Below are 20,618 nucleotides of genomic sequence, written 5' to 3' on the forward strand. Positions count from 1 at the left end.
TGAAAAAAGAGTTTGTAATTAGAATGTCTTTAATTCACCGCGGATGACACGCTCGGTAATTGTTCTGATGTCAGCAAGATTGTCGTCAATAATTGCGCTGATATCTTTCCCGATTTCAGATTCACTGCCATCACCGTTGTAGATATACTGTGCACTTGCGACAAGCGGCTGATCGATCGGCTTTCCTATCTGGGATAAGAGCCTGATGTAGAGATCGTCAATACCGTCAACCTTTGCAACACACTCCTTCGCAATTTCGGTTGAGAGGAGGTTGTATATCTTTCCTATGTGGTTGATTGGATTTTTGCCGCTTGTGGCTTCCATGCTCATCGGGCGCTGTGGTGTGATAAGTCCGTTGCAGCGGTTTCCTCTGCCGACACTGCCGTCATCGCCCATCTCGGCTGAAGTTCCTGTGACTGTCAGGAAGATGCTGCCGTTTTCAGGGTTGTCACCGGTATTTACGAATACATTTACCTTTCTGTCTGTGGAAGCGGATGCAACTTTTCTGACTTCTTCAGTCATAAATGCCTTGGCTTCGTTGTACTCATCCATCCCGGAGCAGAATCTGTCCACCATCGGCACACAGAGTGTAAGTGATATGTCATCATTCTCTCTGAGTCCCATGATCTTAATATCTGTGCCTATAACCGGTTTTTTTGGCCTGACATTTCCATCAATGTGCTCGCTTACACTGAGAATTATCTTTTCAAGATCGCTGAACGGAGCGTGTCCTATACCAAATGATGTATCGTTTGCATGCGGAATTGGATTGTTATTGCATGCCTTAAATACGTCCCTTAAGTCTGATGACCCGACACCCATACGGCAGTCAACAATTACGTCACTGTCCATGTCGATATACTGTAGGGTATCTTTGATGTAATCGCGTGCTGCTTTGAGTGCGATTGAATCAGTAGGAATACTCTTGCCTTCATAGTTCTTGGTTGCGCGTCCTGTGAGGAGGACATATGTCGGCCTGAGTATATCTCCGCCGCCGAACTTCGGCATTGATTCTCCGGCAACGATCTCGCCCTGATCTGTATTGTGGTGAAGGATTGCATCGCACTCTTCAAGATAAGCATTTGATAGTGCCCTTGATACTGCCTCTGCAATTCCATCTGCAATACTGTCAGGATGTCCTATGCACTTTCTCTCTGCAATTTCGATCTGCTGCTTTTCGATTGGTGTCTGTGTCAGTCTCTCTACTGAAATATTTCTTGGCATATTGAATTCTCAGTCTCCTATGTAATATTCTAAAATTTAGTAATGATTCTATAAATATATTTTCACACTCCAATTATGATTGTAGGTAATTATTGGGGTCTAAGGATCAGGTATTCCGGTTGAAATAATGGTAAAAAGTGGTTGATTTTAAAAATTATCTGATTCTGATGTCAGATCGTATGGTTATTGCACATTTCCCGTCACGGAATACCCTCACCACTCCGCCGGATTCAGAGACTGTTACTCCTATAACCGGAATGTCAAGTGTTATCGCCGCAGTGGCAAGGTGCCGTCCTCCCATCCCTCCGGGAAGATTATTTGAGGCGGTATTTATATTGAGGTATCTTCCGGCTGAGACAATATGCCCGGCTTCATCAATTACAAAGACACCGTCTATCTGTGCAATCTCCTTGATGCTCTCCCAGTTGTTCTCATTTTTTATATCGCAGTCTTCTTCTGCCTGGCCTTTATACGGGTTGATTATTGCCTGGTATGAATGCGCCAGTATCTTCTCCGGATCCCCCATAATAAATGCCGTGCCAATGGGCCTGCCTTCACGCCCTTCAACTGCAACATTCAGTGCAAGCCTGAGAACAGCTGACATCACATCACGTGTGATTATATCTTCAAATGATTTCAGGTCAATGAAATTCTTTCCCTGATCGATATCATATATCACAAGAGCGTAGGGAAAGACTGCAACGACTTGCCCTTCTGCAAAATTTTTGAGGAGATATATCTGAACCGCAGCATCATGCAGATGTTTTTCAGAAATTTCAAGGATGTCATGCATTGTTAAGTCTTTTAAGACATCAAGCTGGAGATCCTCTACTCTTATTACCGGAATTTCAGATTCAAATTCAACATCCCTTATGAATGAAACTATGGCCTTCGCCCCTATCTCGCCTGCAATCTTCTTTGCGCTCTCCATCATGAGCAGAGCCTTGTCTGTGCAGTTTTCAGCCGTTTTTATCCTCTCCTTATTGTATGACTGCCAAAATATGGTTGTATTATTATGTGTAATGTGGTTTTTTGTTTGTCCGGATATTTCCGGGCTTCAGATCATCTCTTCTATCAGTTCCGGGATCTCCGACGGCTTTTTCGCAACCGTTATTCCGATCTCCTCAAGTCGTCTGATCTTTGATTTTGCATCACCTTCTCCTCCGGCAACGATTGCACCTGCATGCCCCATCCTCTTCTCAGGCGGTGCTGATACTCCTGCAATATATGCAACTATGGGCAGGTCGGTGTATGATGCACCCTCCTCCTCAAGATTGCCCCCGACTTCGCCGATTAAGACCACAGCCTTTGTCTGACGGTCATTATCAAACTTCTCAAGAACATCAACAAAAGTCTGGCCAATCACCGGATCGCCTCCGATTCCGACAATGCTGCTCTGCCCTATGCCGGCCCTTGAGAGTTCATTGACAACCTCGTAGGTGAGGGTTCCGCTTCTCGAAATTATTCCGGTATTTCCCGGCATTGCAAGATGTGCCGGCATGATGCCGAGTTTTATTTCTCCGGGTGAGAGAATTCCCGGGCAGTTTGGCCCGATTACGCTGCACCCTTCCATCTTTGCATATGATATGGCACACATAGCATCATGGACCGGTATATGTTCGGTGATTGCAACTACGGTCTCTATGCCGTTGTATGCTGCTTCCATTATTGAATCCCCGGCTGCGAACGCCGGTACAAAGAGTACGCTTACCTCTGCGTCATGCTCTGTCAGAGCTTCCCGTACTGAGTTGTACACCGGAACTCCGTTCACTTCCTGTCCGCCCTTTCCGGGGGTAACTCCTGCAACGACTCCTCTTCCGCCCACCTCATCGGCGTAGCGGTTCATGAGATCTATATGAAATGCACCCTGCTTTCCGGTTGCACCCTGCACTATCACAGGGGTATTTTTATCTCCGTATATCATTCTTCTGCAACCTCCACAGCGGTTTTTACGGCATCTTCCATGGTGTCAGGCATATCATAGCCCTTCTCCTTAAGCATCTCTCTTCCGGCATGCTCGTTTGTCCCTGCAAGGCGGACAACAACCTTCTGCGGCACACCTGCATCTATGATTCCGGCAGCGACTTCGTCACATCTTGTAATGCCGCCAAGCAGGTTTACTACTATAACTTTCACACCCGGCATCTCAGATACAAGCTGTACTGCATTGCAGACTCTGTCACGGGCCGCTCCTCCGCCTACATCGAGGAAGTTTGCGGCCTTTCCGCCGTAATATTCAATAAGATCAAGGGTGGACATGGTAAGTCCTGCACCGTTTCCGATAACTCCGATTGAACCTTCCAGTTCGACATATGAAAATCCAAACTCTTCTGCCCTTCTTTCCCGGTCTGTAAGGTCACGGTTTACCTTTATGCCCTGTCTGTAGAGGGCATTGTCATCAATTACAAGTTTGGCATCTGCGGCATAGATGCCCTTCTCTGTGACAACCAGTGGATTTATCTCTGCCAGCAGTGCATCCTTCTCGCAGAATACCCTGTACAGTGAATTTATTACCGGGGCTAACTCCTTTGGTGCGTCCTTCAGTAGCCTTCTCATCATGAATGACGGTATTTCATGAAGAATCGGGGTTATTCTTACGGTCTGGATGGCATCCGGATTTGTCCTTGCTGTCTCCTCAATCTCAACTCCTCCGTCTGAGGAGAAGAGAATAACAGGTATCTTTTTTGAACGGTCAATTGTGATGCTGACGTAATATTCCTTTAAGATTGGAAGTTTCTCTTCTATGAGGATCTTTTCAACCGGAATTCCCTTTATTTCCTTTGTAAAGAGTTTTGATGCCTCCTGCATGGCATCCCCGGTTTTTGTTATGATGATGCCGCCGGCCTTGCCCCTTCCTCCGACATCGATCTGTGCCTTTAAGACTATCTCATCGCCGAATTCCTTCTCACGTCCGTCTATCTCACCGGCTTTTGTTACTGTATATCCTTTCGCTACCGGAATGTTATATTCCCTGAAAATATCCTTCGCTTCGTATTCAAGCAGTTTCAATCGAGAACTCCTCCTCTGTCAATTATTTCAAATCCTGCATTCAGTGCCTTTAAGTTGAGCTGTTCTGTTCCTTTGGGCACGCTGTCAAGCACTGCCATCTCAATTGCCTCCCTGCTCACAACGCCTGTTGCTGCCACAAGACTGCCAAGCATTATGATGTTTGCAACGATTGGCCGACCAAGGCTCTTCTTGGCTTCTTCGGTTGCAGGTATCTCAAAGTACTTACAGTCCGGCCTTGAGAAGACAAGCCCGGAGTCGATGAGCATACAGTCAGTCTGCTCTGCTTTTGTCCCGTATTTGTCATACCCCTGCTGTGACATTATCACATAAATGTCCGGGTTGCTCACCTTTGGGTATAATATCTCATCGTCATCTATGATGTCCGCACTCATGGAAGCGCCGCCCCTGGCTTCCGGGCCGTACACCTGTGTCTGGACTGCAAATTTTTCATCATAGATTGCCGCTGCTTTCCCAAGAATTACGGCGGAGAGGATTATCCCCTGTCCTCCGAATCCTGAAAAGAGAATCTCATGCCTCATTACTTTGGCACCCCCATTGCAGGTTTATTCCGGTTGACAAACTCACCTACTGTGAATCGCTCTGCCGGAATTTCTTCTCCGATCTCCTCCATTCTTCTCTTTTTTGAGAGCAGGAGCGCATTTGTTCTCATATACTCAAGCATATCTGAGGCCGTCCTCAGTTTGTTTCTTCTGCCGTATGAGGTGGGGCACTGTGTTATTGATTCGATGAATGACAGACCGGGTTTTTCAAGGCCGGTTTTAATCGCATCGGAAAGCTGCTTGACATGGTATGCTGTCCAGCGTGCAGAGTAGTTTGCACCTGCGGCTGCTGCAAGTTCTGCCAGGTCAAAGGCAGGTTCATGAGCGCCGTAAGGGGTTGTGGTGGAATATTTTCCTTCCGGCGTGCACGGGCTTCCCTGCCCGCCTGTCATCCCGTAGATCATATTGTTTATGCAGATGACTGTCATGTCAATATTTCTCCGGCAGGCATGAATGAAGTGGTTTCCGCCTATTGCAGAGAGATCCCCGTCGCCTGTGAATACAACCACATTCAGCTCCGGTTTTGCCATCTTTACTCCGGTGGCAAAGGCGAGTGCACGCCCGTGGGTGGTATGCAGGGAATCGGTTGAGATGTATCCTGATGCACGTGATGAGCATCCGATTCCGGATACAAATACTGTGTCGTCTATCTCCCAGCCCATCTGTGTGACTGCGCTTAGTGTGCAGTTTATGACTGTGCCGTTTCCGCACCCTGTGCAGTATATATGCGGAAGCCGATCCTGCCTCAGCCAGTCCTTTATCTTACTGCTCACAGGTATTCCTCCATTGCCTTCATGAGTTCATCCGGCGTGTGCATCTCACCGCCAATCTTTGGTACAGAGAGAACCGGCACATTGGTATTCTTCTTAACCTCGCCTGCGATCTGGCCGAGGTTCATCTCCGGGACTATGAAGACCTTTGCATTGGCAAATTCTGCCAGTGCATGATCCGGAAACGGCCAGACCATTCTCATATTGAGATGCCCTATCAGGATGTCATCTCTCTCCTTCATCAGCTGCCTGACCGTTCGTGTGGCAGGGCCGTATGTGACAAAGACGATCTCAGCAGAGGTATTGACGAGGTCAAAGTCTGCAATCTCCTCTTTTTTCGACTCTATCTTATCCCTGAGCCTTTGTACCAGATCTGCATGAACTGTACAGTCTGTGGCATCCGGATATCCCCTTGTGTCATGGGTAAGTCCTGTCACGTGGGTCCTGTAGCCTTTTCCAAACTCCGGAAATCCCGGCACTCCGTCTTCTTCCGGTTCAAAAGGCAGCATCCCTTCCTTTAAGGGTTTACGTGGTATGATCTCCACAGAGTCGGGGATGGTTATCTTCTCCCTCATATGACCTATTGTCTCATCTGACATCAGGAATACAGGACATCTGAACCTGTCGGCAAGATTGAATGCCTTCACTGTAAGGTCAAACATCTCCTGAACAGTTGATGGTGTTAGTGCGATTATCGAATAATCGCCGTGAGATCCATATCTGCACTGCATCATGTCGCCCTGTGCCGACATTGTGGGCTGTCCTGTTGAAGGGCCGCCCCTCTGGATGTTAACTACCACAAGTGGTGTCTCAGTCATGACGGCATATCCGAGATTCTCCATCATAAGGGAGAATCCCGGCCCGCTTGTCGCTGTCATTGCCCTTGCTCCGGTCCATGATGCGCCTATTACCGCGGATATGCTGGCAATCTCGTCCTCCATCTGAATGAATGTCCTCTCCATTTTTGGAAGGCGCAGTGCCATCTGTTCAGCAACTTCTGTCGATGGTGTTATCGGGTAACCACCGAAAAAGTCGCATCCGGCAGCGAGTGCTCCTTCTGCACAGGCATAATTGCCCTGCATAAATTCAGTCCGCGTCAATATTCAATCACCACCTTCTCTGTAAGGCCTTCTGTCTCTTCAACCCATGATATCGCCTGATCCGGACATATGAGCTGGCATACTCCGCAGAGCTGCCTGTTATATAAATTCCTCAGCCTGCAGTTTGTGCACCTCTGCGGCCTGTCAAGGACAGGTACAACTATTCCCCTCTCGTTTAGTTTTTTACCTTCCGTAAATATGCTGTAGGGGCATACTGTCGTGCAGAGGTTGCATCCCTTGCAGCGGGTTTCATCAATTATAAGTTTCATCGGTATCAACCGGTAAGCTGTATATAGTTGTTTATATCATTTATCTGTAAAACTACTAAATATATCCTGATTTCCTATATCTGCACTGTGAAATGTGCTGGGTGTCTCTTCTTTTTTTATCGTTTTAAGGCTTATATTTGCGCTTAAATCTCTTATTTGATGATATTTCTGAATTTAATTTTGGTTCTGTAAAAAAAAATTTGATTTATTTGCCGGAAAACCGGGTGCAAAACTCCGTAAAGGTGGTGTGATCTTAACAGATCTCTCTGAATTTCTCTTCTGCAAGGCCTCTCACATCACTGTACAGGTTGCCTCTGTGGGCATCCATTGCAACTGTGAGTGGCAGATCCTTAACGTCAATAATCCAGATGGCCTCTGCCATTCCAAGCTCCTCAAAATATACTCCCTTAAGCTCCATTCTTGATGCCGCAAGCGCGGCGCAGCCACCTGTGAATGCGAGATATACTCCCTTATCTCTCAGTGCCTCTGAGACCTCATCACTCATGCCGCCCTTGCCTATGAATGCCTTCACACCCTCTTCAGGGAGGAAAGAACAGATATTATTCATGCGTGCCGATGTGGTCGGCCCTGCCGCTATGATCTTATTGTCCTGAATTACCGGTCCGCAGTGATATATGACAGCACCTTTCGGATCGAAGGGAATGCCGTCTTTCATCATCTCAAGGTGTGCCTCATCTCTTGCTGTATAGATAGTGCCGGAGAGAAGGACGTGATCTCCGGCTTTAAGCTTCAGCACTTCCTCTCCAAGAGGTGCTTTGAGCCTGACTGCCTGTTTATCTTCAGTCATCAGAGATTCACCTCTACGGTTGCACGCCGGCAGACCCAGCACTGGACATTTACGGCCACGGGCAGTGATGCCGTATGGCAGTGCTCTGTCTTCACCTTGACTGCAATTGCCGTAATGTCTCCGCCAAGGCCCATCGGGCCGATGCCGAGTTCATTTACTGCATCGCATAACTCCTGCTCGTATTCGTCCATATCATCAACAGGCATGAGCAGAGCCTCTTTTGCCAGTGAGGCAACGCCGTCAAAGGTGCTGCCTATACCTATTCCAAGCACTACGGGCGGGCAGGGTTTTCCTCCGGCAAGTAGCATTGTTTCAGCAACGAATTTTTTAATATTCTTAACTTCTGAAGGCAGCATCATGGCAAGCCTTGAGGAGTTCTCACTGCCGCCGCCTTTTGGCATGGCGGTTATCGTGAATTTTTCACCTTTCTTTATATGCACTGCCGGAAAACCTGCTCCCGTATTGTCCCCGGAATTTTTTCTGGTTATGGGATCAACTGCATTTGGTCTTAGGGGAACTCCTGAATTTGCCCTTAACAGACCCTCTAAAATCCCCTCCCGGATGATCTCTCTCTCTTCAAAACCTTCCGGTATTGTGACATAGAAGATATGCATCCCGGTATCCTGGCATATTGGAATATCTCTCTCTTCTGCCTGTCCGATATTGTCGAGAATATTTCTGTACTCCGCTTTTGCAACGGGATTTGTCTCCTTCTCTATTGCAGCGTTCATTGCCCGCAGGAAGTCGTCCGGAAGTCTGACCTCTGCTGTATGTATCGCCTCTTCTGTGGCGGATGCAATCTTCTCCTTTAAATTATTCATGTTATCACTTTACTGATTCTGTAATTTTTCCGGTAAAATATGTATGGCACTGCGCTCTTCTGGGACCTGCATCTCCGGGAGTCTCTAAATTATCCGTTTATGTCTTAGGAATATCAAAATAAATACTGCTGCAATGCTGAAGATTATTGCACCCAGAAGAATTTCAAGTTCTTTGGAAAAGGCAATGTCGAGTTTTTTATCCGGGTCCGGATCATCTGCCGGATTCTGGTATTCATTACTCCCGATTCGGTCAGAGACATAGATGTATGATGTAAAAAATAGAATGACAACAGCAATTAAAAGAAGCACCGTTGCCAGAAATGGCAGGCCCAAAGCAGATTTTTTCTTCTTCACAGATACTCACGAATTATTCTATATTAATTCTGGTATATCTGCATTCCTTCTGGGAACTTTTGGCCTGAAGGGAAATAATCCCCATAACGGTGATCTTAATTATTCTGAATATTATAATTTGGGATATAAAAAATATATCTGTTTATATTATCCCTGTATTCAGGCTTGAGCAGGTCTTTCGATTACAATTCTCGTTGGTGTCGGGAGTTTGTACCCGGCAGTCTTGAGACTCTTCTTGGCTTTATCAGCCATTGCATCGGAGGTGTAGATTGTAAAGACTTTCTGTCCTGACTGTACACGTGCTGCTGTACCTACTGCTTTTCCGAATGCCGATCTCATACCTTCAGAAACACGGTCCGCACCTGCACCTGTTGCCTGCTTGTTCTCGCGGAGAACCTGGTGTGGGTATGTTCTGAGCTTGAAATGATAGTTCATCCTTCCAATCTCCCTCTGAAGTTTACGGTTCACTGACATACGTGCTGCTTCAAGAGCCTTGTGCTGAATCTGGCATGATTCATCAGCAATTATTGATACTCTTACTGGGAACTCTGCTTTTGTATTGCCCATGTCGAACTGGACTACCTTTGATCCGGGCACACCTCCCATATACTCGCGCCTTGTATATGCTCTCTTGGAGATTGCCCTGTACATTTTTGCGGGTTTTCGAACCATTGCTGAACACTCCTGAATTACTAAATGTGCTATAAAAAATGGGGATGTATCATAATAAAATTAACTATATACGTTAATGTTCCTGCGGGTTATCACTGATTTGTGAGAGTATGTACTTTCTCAGCCGGATAAATTCGGGATCTGTTCTCTCTCTTTTCTTTCCTTCCGGAAGATCGATCTCAACTATCTCCCTGATTCTTCCCGGTCTTGTGCCAAGGATCACCACTCTGTCTGAAAGAAATACAGCCTCATCAACGCTGTGCGTTACAAAAATGACTGTCTTTCTGGTCTTTTCATGTATGTCTAAGAGTTCGTGCTGCATCCTGTTTCTGGTCTGTGCATCAAGGGCACCGAAAGGCTCATCCATCAGGAGAAGTTTGGGCGCGTTTGCAAGTGCCCTTGCAATGGCGACCCTCTGCCTCATGCCTCCTGATAGTTCATGGGGGTAGGAATTTTCAAATCCCTCAAGGTTTACTATATCAATATATTCAGCAGCTCTCTCTCTTCGCTCTTCTTTTCCGATTCCCTTCATCTCAGGGCCGAATGCAATATTGTCAATTATATTCAGCCATGGGAAGAGGGAATATTCCTGAAAGACCATTCCTCTTTCAGGGTCAGGCCCCTGTATCTTATTGCCCTCAAGCAGAATTTCTCCTGAAGTGGGTTCTTCAAGGCCGGCTATTATCCTTAACAATGTTGTCTTGCCGCATCCTGAAGGTCCTACCAGTGATATGAACTCCTCCTTTTCAATGTCAAGGTTTATACTGTCCAGTGCTGTGAGGGGTTTTACACCCTCCTTTGAGAATTTTTTATTGAGGTTTTTTACTGATAAAAATGCCATTTACATCCCCTCTTCCATCCATTTCAGCATCTCTCTGTTGACATAATACCTGAAGAGAAGATCAATCGCAAGGCCGATAAAACCTAATACAAGCATATATACGACAACGCTCGGCATCTGGTGGAGATTGTAATATGTCCAGAGATTCTTTCCAAGACCGTATTTTCCGCTTCCTGCACCAAATATCTCTGCTGCTACAAGGCACATCCAGCCTACACCCATTGCAATTCTTATCCCGGAAATTATTGACGGCACTGCTGATGGGAATGCAATTTTTCTGATAAGTGTTATATTGTTGGTGCAGCCAAGAACCTTTCCGGCTTCAATAAACACTTTTGGGACATTGCGAAATCCCGTATAAGTGTTGATCATTATCGGGAATACAGCACCTATGAATATTATAAATCCTGCGGCAATATCTGTCAGGCCAAACCAGATGATTGCAAACGGAATCCATGCAAGCGGTGGTATTGGTCTTAATATCTCTATTATAGGGTTTAGGGCAGAGTCTGCATCCTTAAACCATCCCATGAGTATCCCCACCGGAATTCCGACTAACAGTGCTGCAATCATTCCTATGAAGAAATGGAGCATACTGTAAAGGAAGTCCTCAAAGAGAGTCCCTTTTGGGCCGAATATTGTCATATATCCTGCTTCAAGGACATCGGTGAAGGAAGGAAGGAAAAATTTGTTGCCTACGATAAAAACAGCAACAGCCTGCCATATTAAAATGATGGCAATTATAGTCCCAACCGGAAGGAGCAGTTTTTTACTGGTTAATTTTTTCTTAATATTCATCTATAGAACCTATCCATTAGCGGCGGGGTGCATTTTCATTAACTGTATATGTAACAGTGATGCACAAAAAACATTTATCCCAGATATTTGTGTCCGGGTGATAAAAAAAATATTTGTCTGATTGTCAGACTTCTTCAGGCAGTTGCCTTTTCGTAGAATGAAAGGTCAAAAATTTCGTCCTGGGTCAGTTCTTTCTCGATATATCCAAGTTCTGCCTGTGTTTTAACGTAATCCATCACACCTCCGGTGATGATATTTGGATCAGATACCCATTCTCCGTCCCAGTTGCTGAATGAGTCCTTAACTGTCTCAACGGTGTTCTTGGTGTAGCCTGAATAGATCTCGGCAGCTTCGTCTTTGTTTGCCTTGATATAATCTGTAGCCTTAATGTGGGTCTTTATAATTTCCGCAACTGCATCAGGGTTTTCCCTGATCATCTTTCCGCTGACTACAAGTACACAGCATGGGTGGTTCTTCATCATTTCGCCGGAATTTACCACAATTCTGCCTGCGCCGTCATTTTCAACGATTGTGGGTGAGGGTGCCGGCAGGAATACTGCATCTATCTGTCCTGCGGTTATTGCAGTAATTGCATCTCCGGGGCCCATCGGGCGAATGTCAACATCATTTTCGTCATCAATGCCGTTATCCCTGAGCCATCCCCTGAGGAGAGTATCCTGTATTGTTCCGGGTGGGAATGTTGCAATGGTGTGTCCCTTTAAGTCTTCTGGTTTTTCATATACAATGTCATTGCCGACAACGAGTGCAGAACCCTGTGTCTGTACTGCGGCGACAATCTTTCCGTCAAGTCCGGTTGCGAGTGCGGATATGACCGGGGCTGCGCCGACATATGCCACGTCAATGTCCCCTGCAATCATAGACTGCATCTCCGGTGCGCCTGTAGGGAACTGGAACTCGTTTTTGTTTCTGTCAATGGTGTATCCAAATGGTGCAAGGTTCTCACTCCACCATCCCTTCTCCATTGCTGCCATATAGGCAATCTGATGTGTGCTTGGCTGGTAGCCAAAATTCAGCTCTTCTGCTGTTCCTGCCGGTGTTTCATCTGTGCCAGTACACCCTGCTGTAAGCACGACAGCTGCCGCAATAAATACCAGTAATATTAATCCTGAAATCTTTTTCATATCTAACCTCTCCTGCGGGAGTTGTATAATTATTTCCTTAAGATTAGTATTTAACTGGTCTCATTCGTGCCAAAATTATTTCCTTTTTGTATTGTAATCTCTATTTTTTTGGCTTTCTGGGTTATTTTTATCTGGTTATTCTTAACGGGTATCTTTCCGGTGCTTATGCGTGGATTTAATCATTTATTCTGACACCTATAATAAGAGGAGTTGTTTTTGCATATGACAAAAGATCCACTCAGGGGCGGGCGACTTGGAGACTCACGCCCGTCTGAAGTCTGGGACTATTTATCCTCGATGGAAGCTGACCGCTTCATCGGGAAGGCGGACGTATCTGTTGATATTGCTCATCTGCTGATGCTTTCCAGGCAGGAAATAATAGATCAGGAATCTGCAAAAAAAATAATGAATGTTCTGCTAAAACTGCATGATAATGGTCTTCCTGATTCAGTATATGATGAAAAATTTGAAGATGTCCATGCCGGAATTGAGGCATATATCATAGATAAGATCGGAATTGATTCCGGTGGCAGGCTTCATATGGGACGTTCAAGAAATGATGAGGTGGCGACCTGTGTCAGAATCAGGCTCAGAGAGGAGATCCTGGATCTGATGTCGGATGTTGCTATCCTCAGAAGTATCTTCTGCGGTTTTGCAAAGGATAATACTGATATTTATATGCCTGGATTTACCCATCTTCAGCATGCTCAGCCGACAACGGTGGCTCATTATCTGATGAACTATGAGCAGGCATTTAAGAGGGATTTTGAGAGGCTTGGCGATGCTTATTTAAGGGTGGATCAGTGCCCGCTCGGTGCTGCGGCCTTTGCCTCCACCGGATATCCGATTGACAGGGAATACACATCTGATCTGCTTGGCTTTGGCGGTGTTCTGGAGAACACAATGGACTGTGTTGCCGGCCGTGATTTTGCACTTGAGGTGATCTCGGACTGCGCTATCCTTATGAATAATATAAGCCGTCTATGTGAGGAGATTATCTTCTGGAGTTCTTCATTTGTCAGTTTTGTAATCCTTGCTGATGAATACTGCTCTACAAGTTCTATAATGCCTCAGAAGAAGAACCCAGACTGTGCCGAGATTATGAGGGCAAAGGCAGGTTCTGTCTCCGGATGCCAGATGGCGGCATTTTCAATAATAAAGAACCTCCCTATGAGCTATAACCGCGACATGCAGGAGTTATGGCCTCATCTATGGAAAGCAATAGTGGATACAAAAGTATCAATTAAGATCCTCAACGGGATGATAAGGACTGCTCATATCAACCGGAGGAGAATGGCGGAAGAGGCAGTGAAGGGAAATACGACTGCAACCGAACTTGCTGATATCCTTGTAAGGGAGTATGGCCTTGCCTTCAGGACTGCGCATAATATTGTAGGCCGTGCTGTGAGGATTGGGAAACTTGATCTGAAAACACTTGAGATGTCTGCAAAAGAGATGGCCGGCATATCCCTTGTGGATCTTGGTCTGACTGAGGAGGCGGTTGCTGACGGTCTTGAGGTAAGTACTTCGGTCAATGTCAGAAAAGCAACCGGCGGGCCGTCGCCACAGGCTGTAATGGCTAATATAATGAGAAGTGAGGCTGCATATGCGGATGATCTTGAATGGATCAGAGGCCTTAAGATGTACCTTCACTCGTCAGAGAAGCATATGATTGAGAAAGCAAGAGAGATGGTACAGGAATAATGGATTCAGGAGACCGGGTGTCGTGCAGTTATGCCGGAAGCATGCTTGAGGGCACCTATATTACAAAGAGAGATGGTAAAGCGGTAATTAAGCTGGGAAACGGGTACAACATTGGTGTATCCTTTGATGCAGTGACAAAGACCGGTGATGCTGAGAAGAGAGAGGTTGTTAAAGGCGGATTTACTCAGGAGGAAGGTCTTCCTGATCTCGCGATTGTCTCAACCGGAGGAACGATTGCCTCCAAGATTGATTACAGGACAGGGGCTGTAACAAGCCAGTTTGAGGCTGAGGATATTATGAGGGCAATTCCGGGTCTGGCTTCGATTGGTAATTTCACCTCTCATGTGCCGGCAACTATTCTTTCTGAGAATATGACTGCTTCCATCTGGAGAGAGCTTGCCTCAACCATTTACAGTGAGATTGAGTCTGGTGTTGAGGGTGTAATTGTCACGCATGGGACAGATACGATGTCATATTCGGCTGCGGCTGTAAGTTTCATGCTCAAAACTCCCGTTCCGGTTGTCTTTGTCGGTTCACAGAGGTCTGCTGACCGTCCGTCAAGCGATAATCTGATGAACGGTCTGTGCAGTGCTGCTGCGGCAGTATCTGACTTAGGTGAAGTTTCGGTTGTGATGCACGGGACATCAAGCGATGATTATTGTGCCATTCACAGGGGAACAAGGGTCAGAAAGATGCACACCTCAAGGCGTGATGCTTTCCGGACTCTTGATATGGATATTCTCGGTAAGGTTGATTATCCGTCTCTGAAGGTCAGCCTGAATAAGCATGCCGGAAGGCGTGGCAGTTTTGAGCCTGAACTTCATGCTGATCTTGAGGAGAAGGTGGGGCTTGTGCAGTTTTATCCGGGCATGAATCCTGACCTCATTCGCAGCTATGACGGTTACGCCGGTCTTGTCGTTGCCGGAAGTGGTCTAGGTCATACCTCTTCAGCCTGTATTGAGCCTTTAAGGGAACTGGTCTCATCCGGAACAACGGTTGTGATGACTTCGCAGTGTCTGAACGGCAGGGTCTGTGACCGTGTCTATGATACCGGCAGGGATCTCATTGAGGCAGGTGTAATTGAAGGCGTGGATATGCTGCCTGAGGTTGCCATGGTTAAACTGATGTGGGTGCTTGGTATGGAAGATGATAAGGAGAAGGTGAGGGAGCTTATGCTCTCTGATTTACGCGGTGAACTTGGGGGGTGCACGCCTCATGGATTATAAGAAACTCGGTCTTAAAGCCGGAATTGAGATCCATCAGCAGCTCAATACCAAAGAGAAGCTCTTCTGTCACTGCCCTACTCTGCTTCGCGATGCCGAAGAGAGAAATGGTGAATTTTTCAGATATCTCCGGGCAACCGAGAGTGAGATGGGAAAGATTGACCGGGCGGCAGAGGAGGAGATGAAGAAGGAGAACCGTGCCTATACCTACTACGCCTATGACACGACCTGTCTTGTAGAGAACGATGAGGAACCTCCGGCACCGATGAATCCGGAGGCCATTGAATTATCGATGACTCTTGCAAAGATGCTTGGCATGACTGCTGTTGAGCAGATTCATGTGATGAGAAAGCTTGTCATTGACGGCTCAAACACTTCCGGTTTTCAGAGGACTGCCCTTGTTGCACTGAATGGTAAAATTCCGGCCGGTGCTGTTATTGAATCCATATGTCTGGAGGAGGAGGCGGCACAGAGGGTTGAGGGGGATATATTCTCACTTGACAGGCTTGGCATTCCCCTTGCTGAGATCACAACCGGCCCTGATATGAAGACTCCTGAGGAAGTAAAGGAGGTTGCGGCATATATCGGAATGATCCTGAGATCTACAGGCCGGGTTAAGAGAGGGCTTGGAACCATCAGGCAGGATGTCAATATCTCCATTCGTGAGGGTGCCCGTGTTGAGATCAAGGGTGTGCAGGATTTAAGCCTCATTGAGGAGGTTGTGAAACGTGAGGTATTAAGGCAGGTGAATCTCCTTGAGATTCGCGCTGAGCTTATCCGCCGTGGTGCCTCTGTTCCTGAGGATTATACCGATGTCACATCTGTCTTTTCAGAGACCGGTTCCAGCATTTTAAAGAAGGCTAAGACTATTCTTGCGGTTAATCTCAGAGGTTTTGCAGGCCTTGTCGGAAGGGAGGTCCAGCCCGGAAGAAGACTTGGCAGTGAGATATCCGACTATGCGAAGAAGTGCGGTGTCGGCGGGCTGTTCCATACGGATGAACTTCCGGCATATGGTGTGACTGAGGAGGAGGTTGCTGCTCTCAGGAGTTTTGTAGGTGCGGCTGATGATGACTGCGTCATCATAGTTGCAGATAAGAAGAAGAGGGCTGAGTGTGCAATCTCACAGATAATCAAGCGCTCAAAGATGGCATTTGAGGGTGTCCCTGAAGAGACGAGAAAGATGCTTGAGGAGGGCAGCACTGCTTATATGAGGCCGCTACCCGGGGCTGCAAGGATGTATCCGGAGACTGATGTATTTCCGGTTGAGATTACCGGTGAGTACTGGGATTCACTTGAGATTCCTGAGCTTTTAACTGCTAAAGAAGAGAGGTTTAAGAATGAACTGAATCTTGATGCAGCGGTTGCGAAACAGATGGCCTATTCTCCGCGTATGCCCCTCTTTGAGAGGATGATTCGTGAGGGTATTAAGGCAAATCTTGCGTCAAGAACGCTTCTGGCAACCTTAAGGGAGCTGTACCGTGACGGTGTCGATACCTATTCACTATCTGATGATTCCCTGCTTGAGCTTCTGAAACTTGTTGAGGGCGGAAAGGCTGCAAAGGAGGCGATTCCTGATCTGATTCGTGCCATTTCAAAGGGTATGTCTCCGGCAGATGCTGTTGAGAGTGTCGCCCCCGGAATTTCTGAAGAGGAACTGACCGGAATTATCCAAACGATTATCGGTGAGAGGAAGGATTTCATCAAAGAGCAGGGCATGAGATCTTTAGGTCCTCTTATGGGTGTTGTCATGAAGGAGGCCCGCGGGCGTGCTGACGGTAAGGTCATCAGCGAGATCCTTAAGAGAGAAATTCAGAGTGTTCTCTGAATTAAATATATTTTCTGATATGATATTCTCAAATTCAACCTACTTATTTTCTGATATTTATCTGAGATGTAGTATTTGAATCAGTATAGCTTTGCTGCTGGTTTTTTGATCTGCCGGAAATATTACGGTAATTCAGTGACATAATAAATTCATTATATGGTAATCTTATGTGCTTGTTCTTCTCTTCCTTAAATAAGAATATCCAATGTGAGGATATTTAATGAATATATTGGAATTATTGCAATATATCAGCAGTTTAAAGAAAGGAAATCTCTATGTTTCAAGGCATTTTAAAATCAGGTATGAAGAGCGAAAAGATAGTTTGATGCCTGAAATTGATGATTTTTGCAATCTGCTGAATATTGCTGTTCCTGTTGAAATATCTCAGCAGGATCTTCAAAAGTTTAAAGTTATATACAATCTTAACGAAGAATATGATTTAGTACTGATTATTTCAGTTAAATGGATAAACTCAGAAATAATAATTAATTTAATCACATGTTACAGGCAGAGTACCGGAAAAAGAGTGAGAAAAGATGAATAATAATCCAGTTCAGCAGAAGGCAGATTCAATTGATTATGATTATGGGAATGACAGTCTGTTTTTGTATACAAAAGGAATGGGGTATAAACAGTCATTAAATCTGGATAATATAATTGTTGATTTTGATGACAAATATCAGATAAAAGGTGTTGAAATACTTGGTGCCTCTGAAAAATTTGGTGTTTCTAAATTTGAATTAAGGAAACCCGAAGAGATTAAGATTCATCTCAAAATATCTGAAAATGTGGTTGAACTCAGCGTCAATCTTACTCTTGAAAGAAGAAACCGGCATGTCCCTAAAGTAATCTCTGTAACAGGACTTAATGAGTCTAATATCCCATCCGGAACAATGGCCATGTCGTGCTGAATTTTTGTTTTTGATAGTCTTATGGTTGCAACCTGCCAGTGCCAATGTCCTGGGATTTTGAATATTAGCAAGGAATAATCATATGAAACAGTCCGATTTAACTCTTGAGATCGCTACCGGTGAGGACAGCACTCACCAGTTCAAGGTAAATATCAATAATGGTGAGTCTATAGCGGCAGAAATGGCGGCTTTTGCTAATTCAAAGGGTGGCACAATATATATTGGGGTTGCTGATGACGGGACTGCTCCGGGCCTTACAAAGAAGGATGTTTCCCGGATTAATCAGCTTATCAGCAATGCTGCCAGCCAGCAGGTAAAAAGTCCTCTTGCCGTACATACGGAAAATGTTGCCCTTGATAATGGCAGGATTGTAATAGTTCTGAATGTTCCTAAAGGTATAGACAAACCATATTTTGATAAAAATGGTGTGATCTGGCTGAAAACCGGTTCAGACAAACGAAGGATCAATTCTAAGGAGGAATTGCGGCGGCTTTTTCAGGTGACTGATCAGTTCCATGCAGATGAAGTTCCAACTAAAGCGGGTATCAATAAACTTGATAACATTCGCTTTCGTGATTTTTTAAAGAGTGCATATAAGCAGGATGTGCCATCGTCTTCTGAAGAACTTATCAGACTTTTGCAGAACATGAATCTTGCAGCAGACAATGGGATGCTGAATCTTGCAGGTGTGCTGATGTTTGCCGAAAGGCCTGAATGGATAAAACCACAGTTTATTGTTAAGGCAATCTGCTATCCGGGAAATGATATTCACATCAGTGAATATCTGGATACGGAAATTTATGAAGGTCCTTTTCAGAAGGTTTTTGAGAGTTCTCTTGCATTTATTATGCGTAATCTGCATAAGATTCAGGCCGGACGTGGTATTAATTCGCCGGGACTCCCTGAGGTTCCGGAAAGTGTCTTTGAGGAACTTCTTGTAAATGCACTTGTTCATCGTGATTATTTTGTAAGTGCTCCGATCCGTATTTTTGTTTTTGATAACCGGATAGAGATTGTAAGTCCGGGACATCTTCCAAATAATCTGACAGTGGAGAAGATCAGGACTGGTAATTCAAATATAAGAAACCCGATTCTTGTCTCCTATGTTGCAAAGGGTCTGTTGCCATATCATGGGCTTGGTTCGGGAATAAAACGTGCACTGGAGCAGTGGCCGGATATTGACTTTGAGGACGATCGTGAAGGGTGTAAGTTCACCGTTACGGTTCACCGGAAGGTTGCCGGTGGGGCTGATGAACTGAAAAGTTCACCAAAAAGTTCACCAAAAAGTTCACCAAAAAGTTCACCAAAAAGTTCACCAAAAAGTTCACCAAAAAGTTCACCAAAAAGTTCACCAAAAAGTTCACCAAAAACAGAAGATCAGATTATTGAACTAATACTGAATAACTCCTTTATCACTTCGGCCCAGTTGGGTGAAGTTCTTGGAATATCCAAACGTGCAGTGCTGAAACAGATTGAAAAGCTTAAAAAACAGGGTCGTCTGAAACGCATTGGTTCGACAAGAAGCGGTCAATGGGAATTAATCTCAGATAATAGTGATCGGTGATTTAATTGGTCATATTATGGTTTAATGGATAAAATGTCGGTTTTTCAGGTCGTTTGCTGTGACCTTTTAAACCGTTGGTTCTTTCTCATCTTCACTCCCTGTTTTCAACGAGTGTCTTTGAGATGATATATTCGCCCCTGGCTTCTCTTGTTGAACCAATAATTAACCACTTCTCCTCACCATGCTCTTCAACATATCCGCAGGCCTTTATTAACTCACCTTCAAGCGCCTGCCCGCTGTAGGTGTGTGTGAATGAGAGCACCTTTGAGATCTCCTCATGATCAACAGAGTATATAGCAGGGCTGTCAAATGAGAATGAGGCATCGGTAACTGTGGCCTCAATCTCCATCTTTCCGGTAACTCTGCCCTTGCTGACTGTTATTCTGTTTAAGTCCTCATAGTCGCGGGTATAGAGAAGATCAAAATAAGTCCCGTCAATCTCGCCGCGGTTCCACTTCCTCTTCTCATGGAGAATAAAAGTCTCATAATCTATCTCAGGAATACGCTTATTGTAAACCTTCTTCCAGAGTTCCTCAGAAAGCGGTGAGGCTTTTCCCTTTTCAATGGCAGCTATAAGGTTTTTCTGGGCCAAAAACCAGTATTTGCCATATACTACCATATCAATATCTGACGCATCATTCTCAAGTCCGAGAAGAAGAGATCCTGTGCATCCGGCCTTACCTTTTGGGACATCAAAAATCTTCAGCAGTTTTTTTACTCTTGGGTCTCTCCCTGCAATATTTTCTATCTCAACCTCCGGTTTAATGACTTTTTTAATGTCACTAAGAGGAACCCTGTGAACTACATCCAGATATTCCGGCTTGTATTTTCTTATATATTCAAAAGCAGGCTCAAAATCATATTTTTTGTATTTTACCCCTTTCGCAGATGTTCTCTCGCCCTCTTCATCAGGGACATATCTCAAAACTCCGCCTGCCTTTTTCTCATTGTCGTATGCCGAGACTGCATAGAGGCATCCGTCCTTATCCTCAAAAAAATCTCTCAGTCTAATAGATTTCATCT

General features: G+C 45.4%; 22 protein-coding genes. 6 read left to right on the plus strand and 16 right to left on the minus strand.

Features of this window, described 5'->3' with window-relative positions; translation table 11 throughout:
* Nucleotides 1-18 precede the first annotated feature (18 nt).
* The 15 genes from L6E24_RS10445 to L6E24_RS10515 form a co-directional block, all read right to left on the minus strand.
* On the minus strand, nucleotides 19-1,224 hold the full coding sequence (locus L6E24_RS10445; RefSeq protein WP_257741920.1) for a methionine adenosyltransferase: 1,206 nt from the start codon (nucleotides 1,222-1,224) through the stop codon (nucleotides 19-21).
* A 154-nt stretch (nucleotides 1,225-1,378) separates the two neighbouring features.
* The gene (locus L6E24_RS10450; protein WP_257741921.1) at nucleotides 1,379-2,158 is read right to left on the minus strand and encodes a DNA integrity scanning protein DisA nucleotide-binding domain protein; all 780 of its coding nucleotides are present in this window, start codon (nucleotides 2,156-2,158) and stop codon (nucleotides 1,379-1,381) included.
* A 123-nt stretch (nucleotides 2,159-2,281) separates the two neighbouring features.
* Complete coding sequence (sucD, locus tag L6E24_RS10455; RefSeq protein ID WP_257741922.1) at nucleotides 2,282-3,148, minus strand: succinate--CoA ligase subunit alpha; 867 nt, start codon at nucleotides 3,146-3,148, stop codon at nucleotides 2,282-2,284.
* The gene (sucC, locus tag L6E24_RS10460; RefSeq protein ID WP_257741923.1) at nucleotides 3,145-4,233 is read right to left on the minus strand and encodes an ADP-forming succinate--CoA ligase subunit beta; all 1,089 of its coding nucleotides are present in this window, start codon (nucleotides 4,231-4,233) and stop codon (nucleotides 3,145-3,147) included. The genes sucD and sucC overlap by 4 nt, the downstream gene beginning before the upstream one ends.
* The gene (locus L6E24_RS10465; RefSeq protein WP_257741924.1) at nucleotides 4,230-4,772 is read right to left on the minus strand and encodes a 2-oxoacid:acceptor oxidoreductase family protein; all 543 of its coding nucleotides are present in this window, start codon (nucleotides 4,770-4,772) and stop codon (nucleotides 4,230-4,232) included. The genes sucC and L6E24_RS10465 overlap by 4 nt, the downstream gene beginning before the upstream one ends.
* Complete coding sequence (locus L6E24_RS10470) at nucleotides 4,772-5,566, minus strand: thiamine pyrophosphate-dependent enzyme (RefSeq protein WP_257741925.1); 795 nt, start codon at nucleotides 5,564-5,566, stop codon at nucleotides 4,772-4,774. Before L6E24_RS10470 ends, L6E24_RS10465 begins: the two co-directional genes overlap by 1 nt.
* On the minus strand, nucleotides 5,563-6,645 hold the full coding sequence (locus tag L6E24_RS10475; protein WP_257741926.1) for a 2-oxoacid:acceptor oxidoreductase subunit alpha: 1,083 nt from the start codon (nucleotides 6,643-6,645) through the stop codon (nucleotides 5,563-5,565). Before L6E24_RS10475 ends, L6E24_RS10470 begins: the two co-directional genes overlap by 4 nt.
* A gap of 14 nt (nucleotides 6,646-6,659) precedes the next feature.
* Nucleotides 6,660-6,932 (minus strand): 4Fe-4S dicluster domain-containing protein, encoded by a 273-nt coding sequence (locus tag L6E24_RS10480; protein WP_257741927.1) that lies wholly within the window; start codon nucleotides 6,930-6,932, stop codon nucleotides 6,660-6,662.
* Nucleotides 6,933-7,185: 253 nt separating this feature from the next.
* Nucleotides 7,186-7,740, minus strand: a complete 555-nt coding sequence (locus tag L6E24_RS10485; RefSeq protein ID WP_257741928.1) for a FumA C-terminus/TtdB family hydratase beta subunit — start codon at nucleotides 7,738-7,740, stop codon at nucleotides 7,186-7,188.
* Nucleotides 7,740-8,561 carry a fumarate hydratase gene (locus L6E24_RS10490; RefSeq protein WP_257741929.1) on the minus strand — a complete coding sequence of 274 codons (822 nt, stop codon included), beginning with the start codon at nucleotides 8,559-8,561 and terminating at the stop codon, nucleotides 7,740-7,742. The genes L6E24_RS10485 and L6E24_RS10490 overlap by 1 nt, the downstream gene beginning before the upstream one ends.
* Nucleotides 8,562-8,645: 84 nt before the next feature.
* A complete protein-coding gene (locus L6E24_RS10495) occupies nucleotides 8,646-8,915 on the minus strand; it encodes a hypothetical protein (RefSeq protein WP_257741930.1) in 270 nt (89 codons plus the stop codon).
* A gap of 159 nt (nucleotides 8,916-9,074) precedes the next feature.
* The gene (locus tag L6E24_RS10500) at nucleotides 9,075-9,587 is read right to left on the minus strand and encodes a 50S ribosomal protein L16 (protein ID WP_257741931.1); all 513 of its coding nucleotides are present in this window, start codon (nucleotides 9,585-9,587) and stop codon (nucleotides 9,075-9,077) included.
* Nucleotides 9,588-9,660: 73 nt separating this feature from the next.
* Nucleotides 9,661-10,428 carry an ABC transporter ATP-binding protein gene (locus L6E24_RS10505; RefSeq protein WP_257741932.1) on the minus strand — a complete coding sequence of 256 codons (768 nt, stop codon included), beginning with the start codon at nucleotides 10,426-10,428 and terminating at the stop codon, nucleotides 9,661-9,663.
* Nucleotides 10,429-11,226, minus strand: coding sequence for an ABC transporter permease (locus tag L6E24_RS10510; RefSeq protein WP_257741933.1), 798 nt, complete (start codon nucleotides 11,224-11,226; stop codon nucleotides 10,429-10,431).
* 134 nt (nucleotides 11,227-11,360) lie between these two features.
* Complete coding sequence (locus L6E24_RS10515) at nucleotides 11,361-12,368, minus strand: ABC transporter substrate-binding protein (protein WP_257741934.1); 1,008 nt, start codon at nucleotides 12,366-12,368, stop codon at nucleotides 11,361-11,363.
* 222 nt (nucleotides 12,369-12,590) lie between these two features.
* Between L6E24_RS10515 and argH the strand changes: the two genes are divergently transcribed.
* From argH to L6E24_RS10545, 6 genes are all read left to right on the plus strand, one after another.
* On the plus strand, nucleotides 12,591-14,072 hold the full coding sequence (argH, locus tag L6E24_RS10520) for an argininosuccinate lyase (RefSeq protein WP_257741935.1): 1,482 nt from the start codon (nucleotides 12,591-12,593) through the stop codon (nucleotides 14,070-14,072).
* On the plus strand, nucleotides 14,072-15,298 hold the full coding sequence (gatD, locus tag L6E24_RS10525; RefSeq protein WP_257741936.1) for a Glu-tRNA(Gln) amidotransferase subunit GatD: 1,227 nt from the start codon (nucleotides 14,072-14,074) through the stop codon (nucleotides 15,296-15,298). The genes argH and gatD overlap by 1 nt, the downstream gene beginning before the upstream one ends.
* Complete coding sequence (gene gatE, locus L6E24_RS10530) at nucleotides 15,288-17,120, plus strand: Glu-tRNA(Gln) amidotransferase subunit GatE (protein ID WP_257741937.1); 1,833 nt, start codon at nucleotides 15,288-15,290, stop codon at nucleotides 17,118-17,120. Before gatD ends, gatE begins: the two co-directional genes overlap by 11 nt.
* Nucleotides 17,121-17,340: 220 nt before the next feature.
* Nucleotides 17,341-17,664 carry a hypothetical protein gene (locus L6E24_RS10535; RefSeq protein WP_257741938.1) on the plus strand — a complete coding sequence of 108 codons (324 nt, stop codon included), beginning with the start codon at nucleotides 17,341-17,343 and terminating at the stop codon, nucleotides 17,662-17,664.
* Nucleotides 17,657-18,031 carry a DUF2283 domain-containing protein gene (locus L6E24_RS10540; protein WP_257741939.1) on the plus strand — a complete coding sequence of 125 codons (375 nt, stop codon included), beginning with the start codon at nucleotides 17,657-17,659 and terminating at the stop codon, nucleotides 18,029-18,031. Before L6E24_RS10535 ends, L6E24_RS10540 begins: the two co-directional genes overlap by 8 nt.
* Nucleotides 18,032-18,113: 82 nt before the next feature.
* Nucleotides 18,114-19,595 (plus strand): RNA/DNA-binding domain-containing protein, encoded by a 1,482-nt coding sequence (locus tag L6E24_RS10545; RefSeq protein WP_257741940.1) that lies wholly within the window; start codon nucleotides 18,114-18,116, stop codon nucleotides 19,593-19,595.
* Between the two features lie 91 nt (nucleotides 19,596-19,686).
* Here L6E24_RS10545 and L6E24_RS10550 read toward each other — a convergent pair whose 3' ends face one another.
* Nucleotides 19,687-20,616, minus strand: coding sequence for a DNA polymerase subunit beta (locus L6E24_RS10550; protein WP_257741941.1), 930 nt, complete (start codon nucleotides 20,614-20,616; stop codon nucleotides 19,687-19,689).
* Between the last annotated feature and the right edge of the window lie 2 nt (nucleotides 20,617-20,618).

The sequence above is a fragment of the Methanoplanus endosymbiosus genome, from assembly GCF_024662215.1.
GTDB lineage: Archaea > Halobacteriota > Methanomicrobia > Methanomicrobiales > Methanomicrobiaceae > Methanoplanus > Methanoplanus endosymbiosus.

Coding starts and splice junctions, on each gene's coding strand:
- L6E24_RS10445 (WP_257741920.1), bottom strand. CDS start 1,224: ATGCCAAGAAATATTTCAGTAGAGAGACTGACACAGACACCAATCGAA.
- L6E24_RS10450 (WP_257741921.1), bottom strand. CDS start 2,158: ATGATGGAGAGCGCAAAGAAGATTGCAGGCGAGATAGGGGCGAAGGCC.
- sucD (WP_257741922.1), bottom strand. CDS start 3,148: ATGATATACGGAGATAAAAATACCCCTGTGATAGTGCAGGGTGCAACC.
- L6E24_RS10465 (WP_257741924.1), bottom strand. CDS start 4,772: ATGAGGCATGAGATTCTCTTTTCAGGATTCGGAGGACAGGGGATAATC.
- L6E24_RS10475 (WP_257741926.1), bottom strand. CDS start 6,645: ATGCAGGGCAATTATGCCTGTGCAGAAGGAGCACTCGCTGCCGGATGC.
- L6E24_RS10480 (WP_257741927.1), bottom strand. CDS start 6,932: ATGAAACTTATAATTGATGAAACCCGCTGCAAGGGATGCAACCTCTGC.
- L6E24_RS10485 (WP_257741928.1), bottom strand. CDS start 7,740: ATGACTGAAGATAAACAGGCAGTCAGGCTCAAAGCACCTCTTGGAGAG.
- L6E24_RS10490 (WP_257741929.1), bottom strand. CDS start 8,561: ATGAATAATTTAAAGGAGAAGATTGCATCCGCCACAGAAGAGGCGATA.
- L6E24_RS10500 (WP_257741931.1), bottom strand. CDS start 9,587: ATGGTTCGAAAACCCGCAAAAATGTACAGGGCAATCTCCAAGAGAGCA.
- L6E24_RS10505 (WP_257741932.1), bottom strand. CDS start 10,428: ATGGCATTTTTATCAGTAAAAAACCTCAATAAAAAATTCTCAAAGGAG.
- L6E24_RS10510 (WP_257741933.1), bottom strand. CDS start 11,226: ATGAATATTAAGAAAAAATTAACCAGTAAAAAACTGCTCCTTCCGGTT.
- L6E24_RS10515 (WP_257741934.1), bottom strand. CDS start 12,368: ATGAAAAAGATTTCAGGATTAATATTACTGGTATTTATTGCGGCAGCT.
- argH (WP_257741935.1), top strand. CDS start 12,591: ATGACAAAAGATCCACTCAGGGGCGGGCGACTTGGAGACTCACGCCCG.
- gatD (WP_257741936.1), top strand. CDS start 14,072: ATGGATTCAGGAGACCGGGTGTCGTGCAGTTATGCCGGAAGCATGCTT.
- gatE (WP_257741937.1), top strand. CDS start 15,288: ATGGATTATAAGAAACTCGGTCTTAAAGCCGGAATTGAGATCCATCAG.
- L6E24_RS10535 (WP_257741938.1), top strand. CDS start 17,341: ATGAATATATTGGAATTATTGCAATATATCAGCAGTTTAAAGAAAGGA.
- L6E24_RS10540 (WP_257741939.1), top strand. CDS start 17,657: ATGAATAATAATCCAGTTCAGCAGAAGGCAGATTCAATTGATTATGAT.
- L6E24_RS10545 (WP_257741940.1), top strand. CDS start 18,114: ATGAAACAGTCCGATTTAACTCTTGAGATCGCTACCGGTGAGGACAGC.
- L6E24_RS10550 (WP_257741941.1), bottom strand. CDS start 20,616: ATGAAATCTATTAGACTGAGAGATTTTTTTGAGGATAAGGACGGATGC.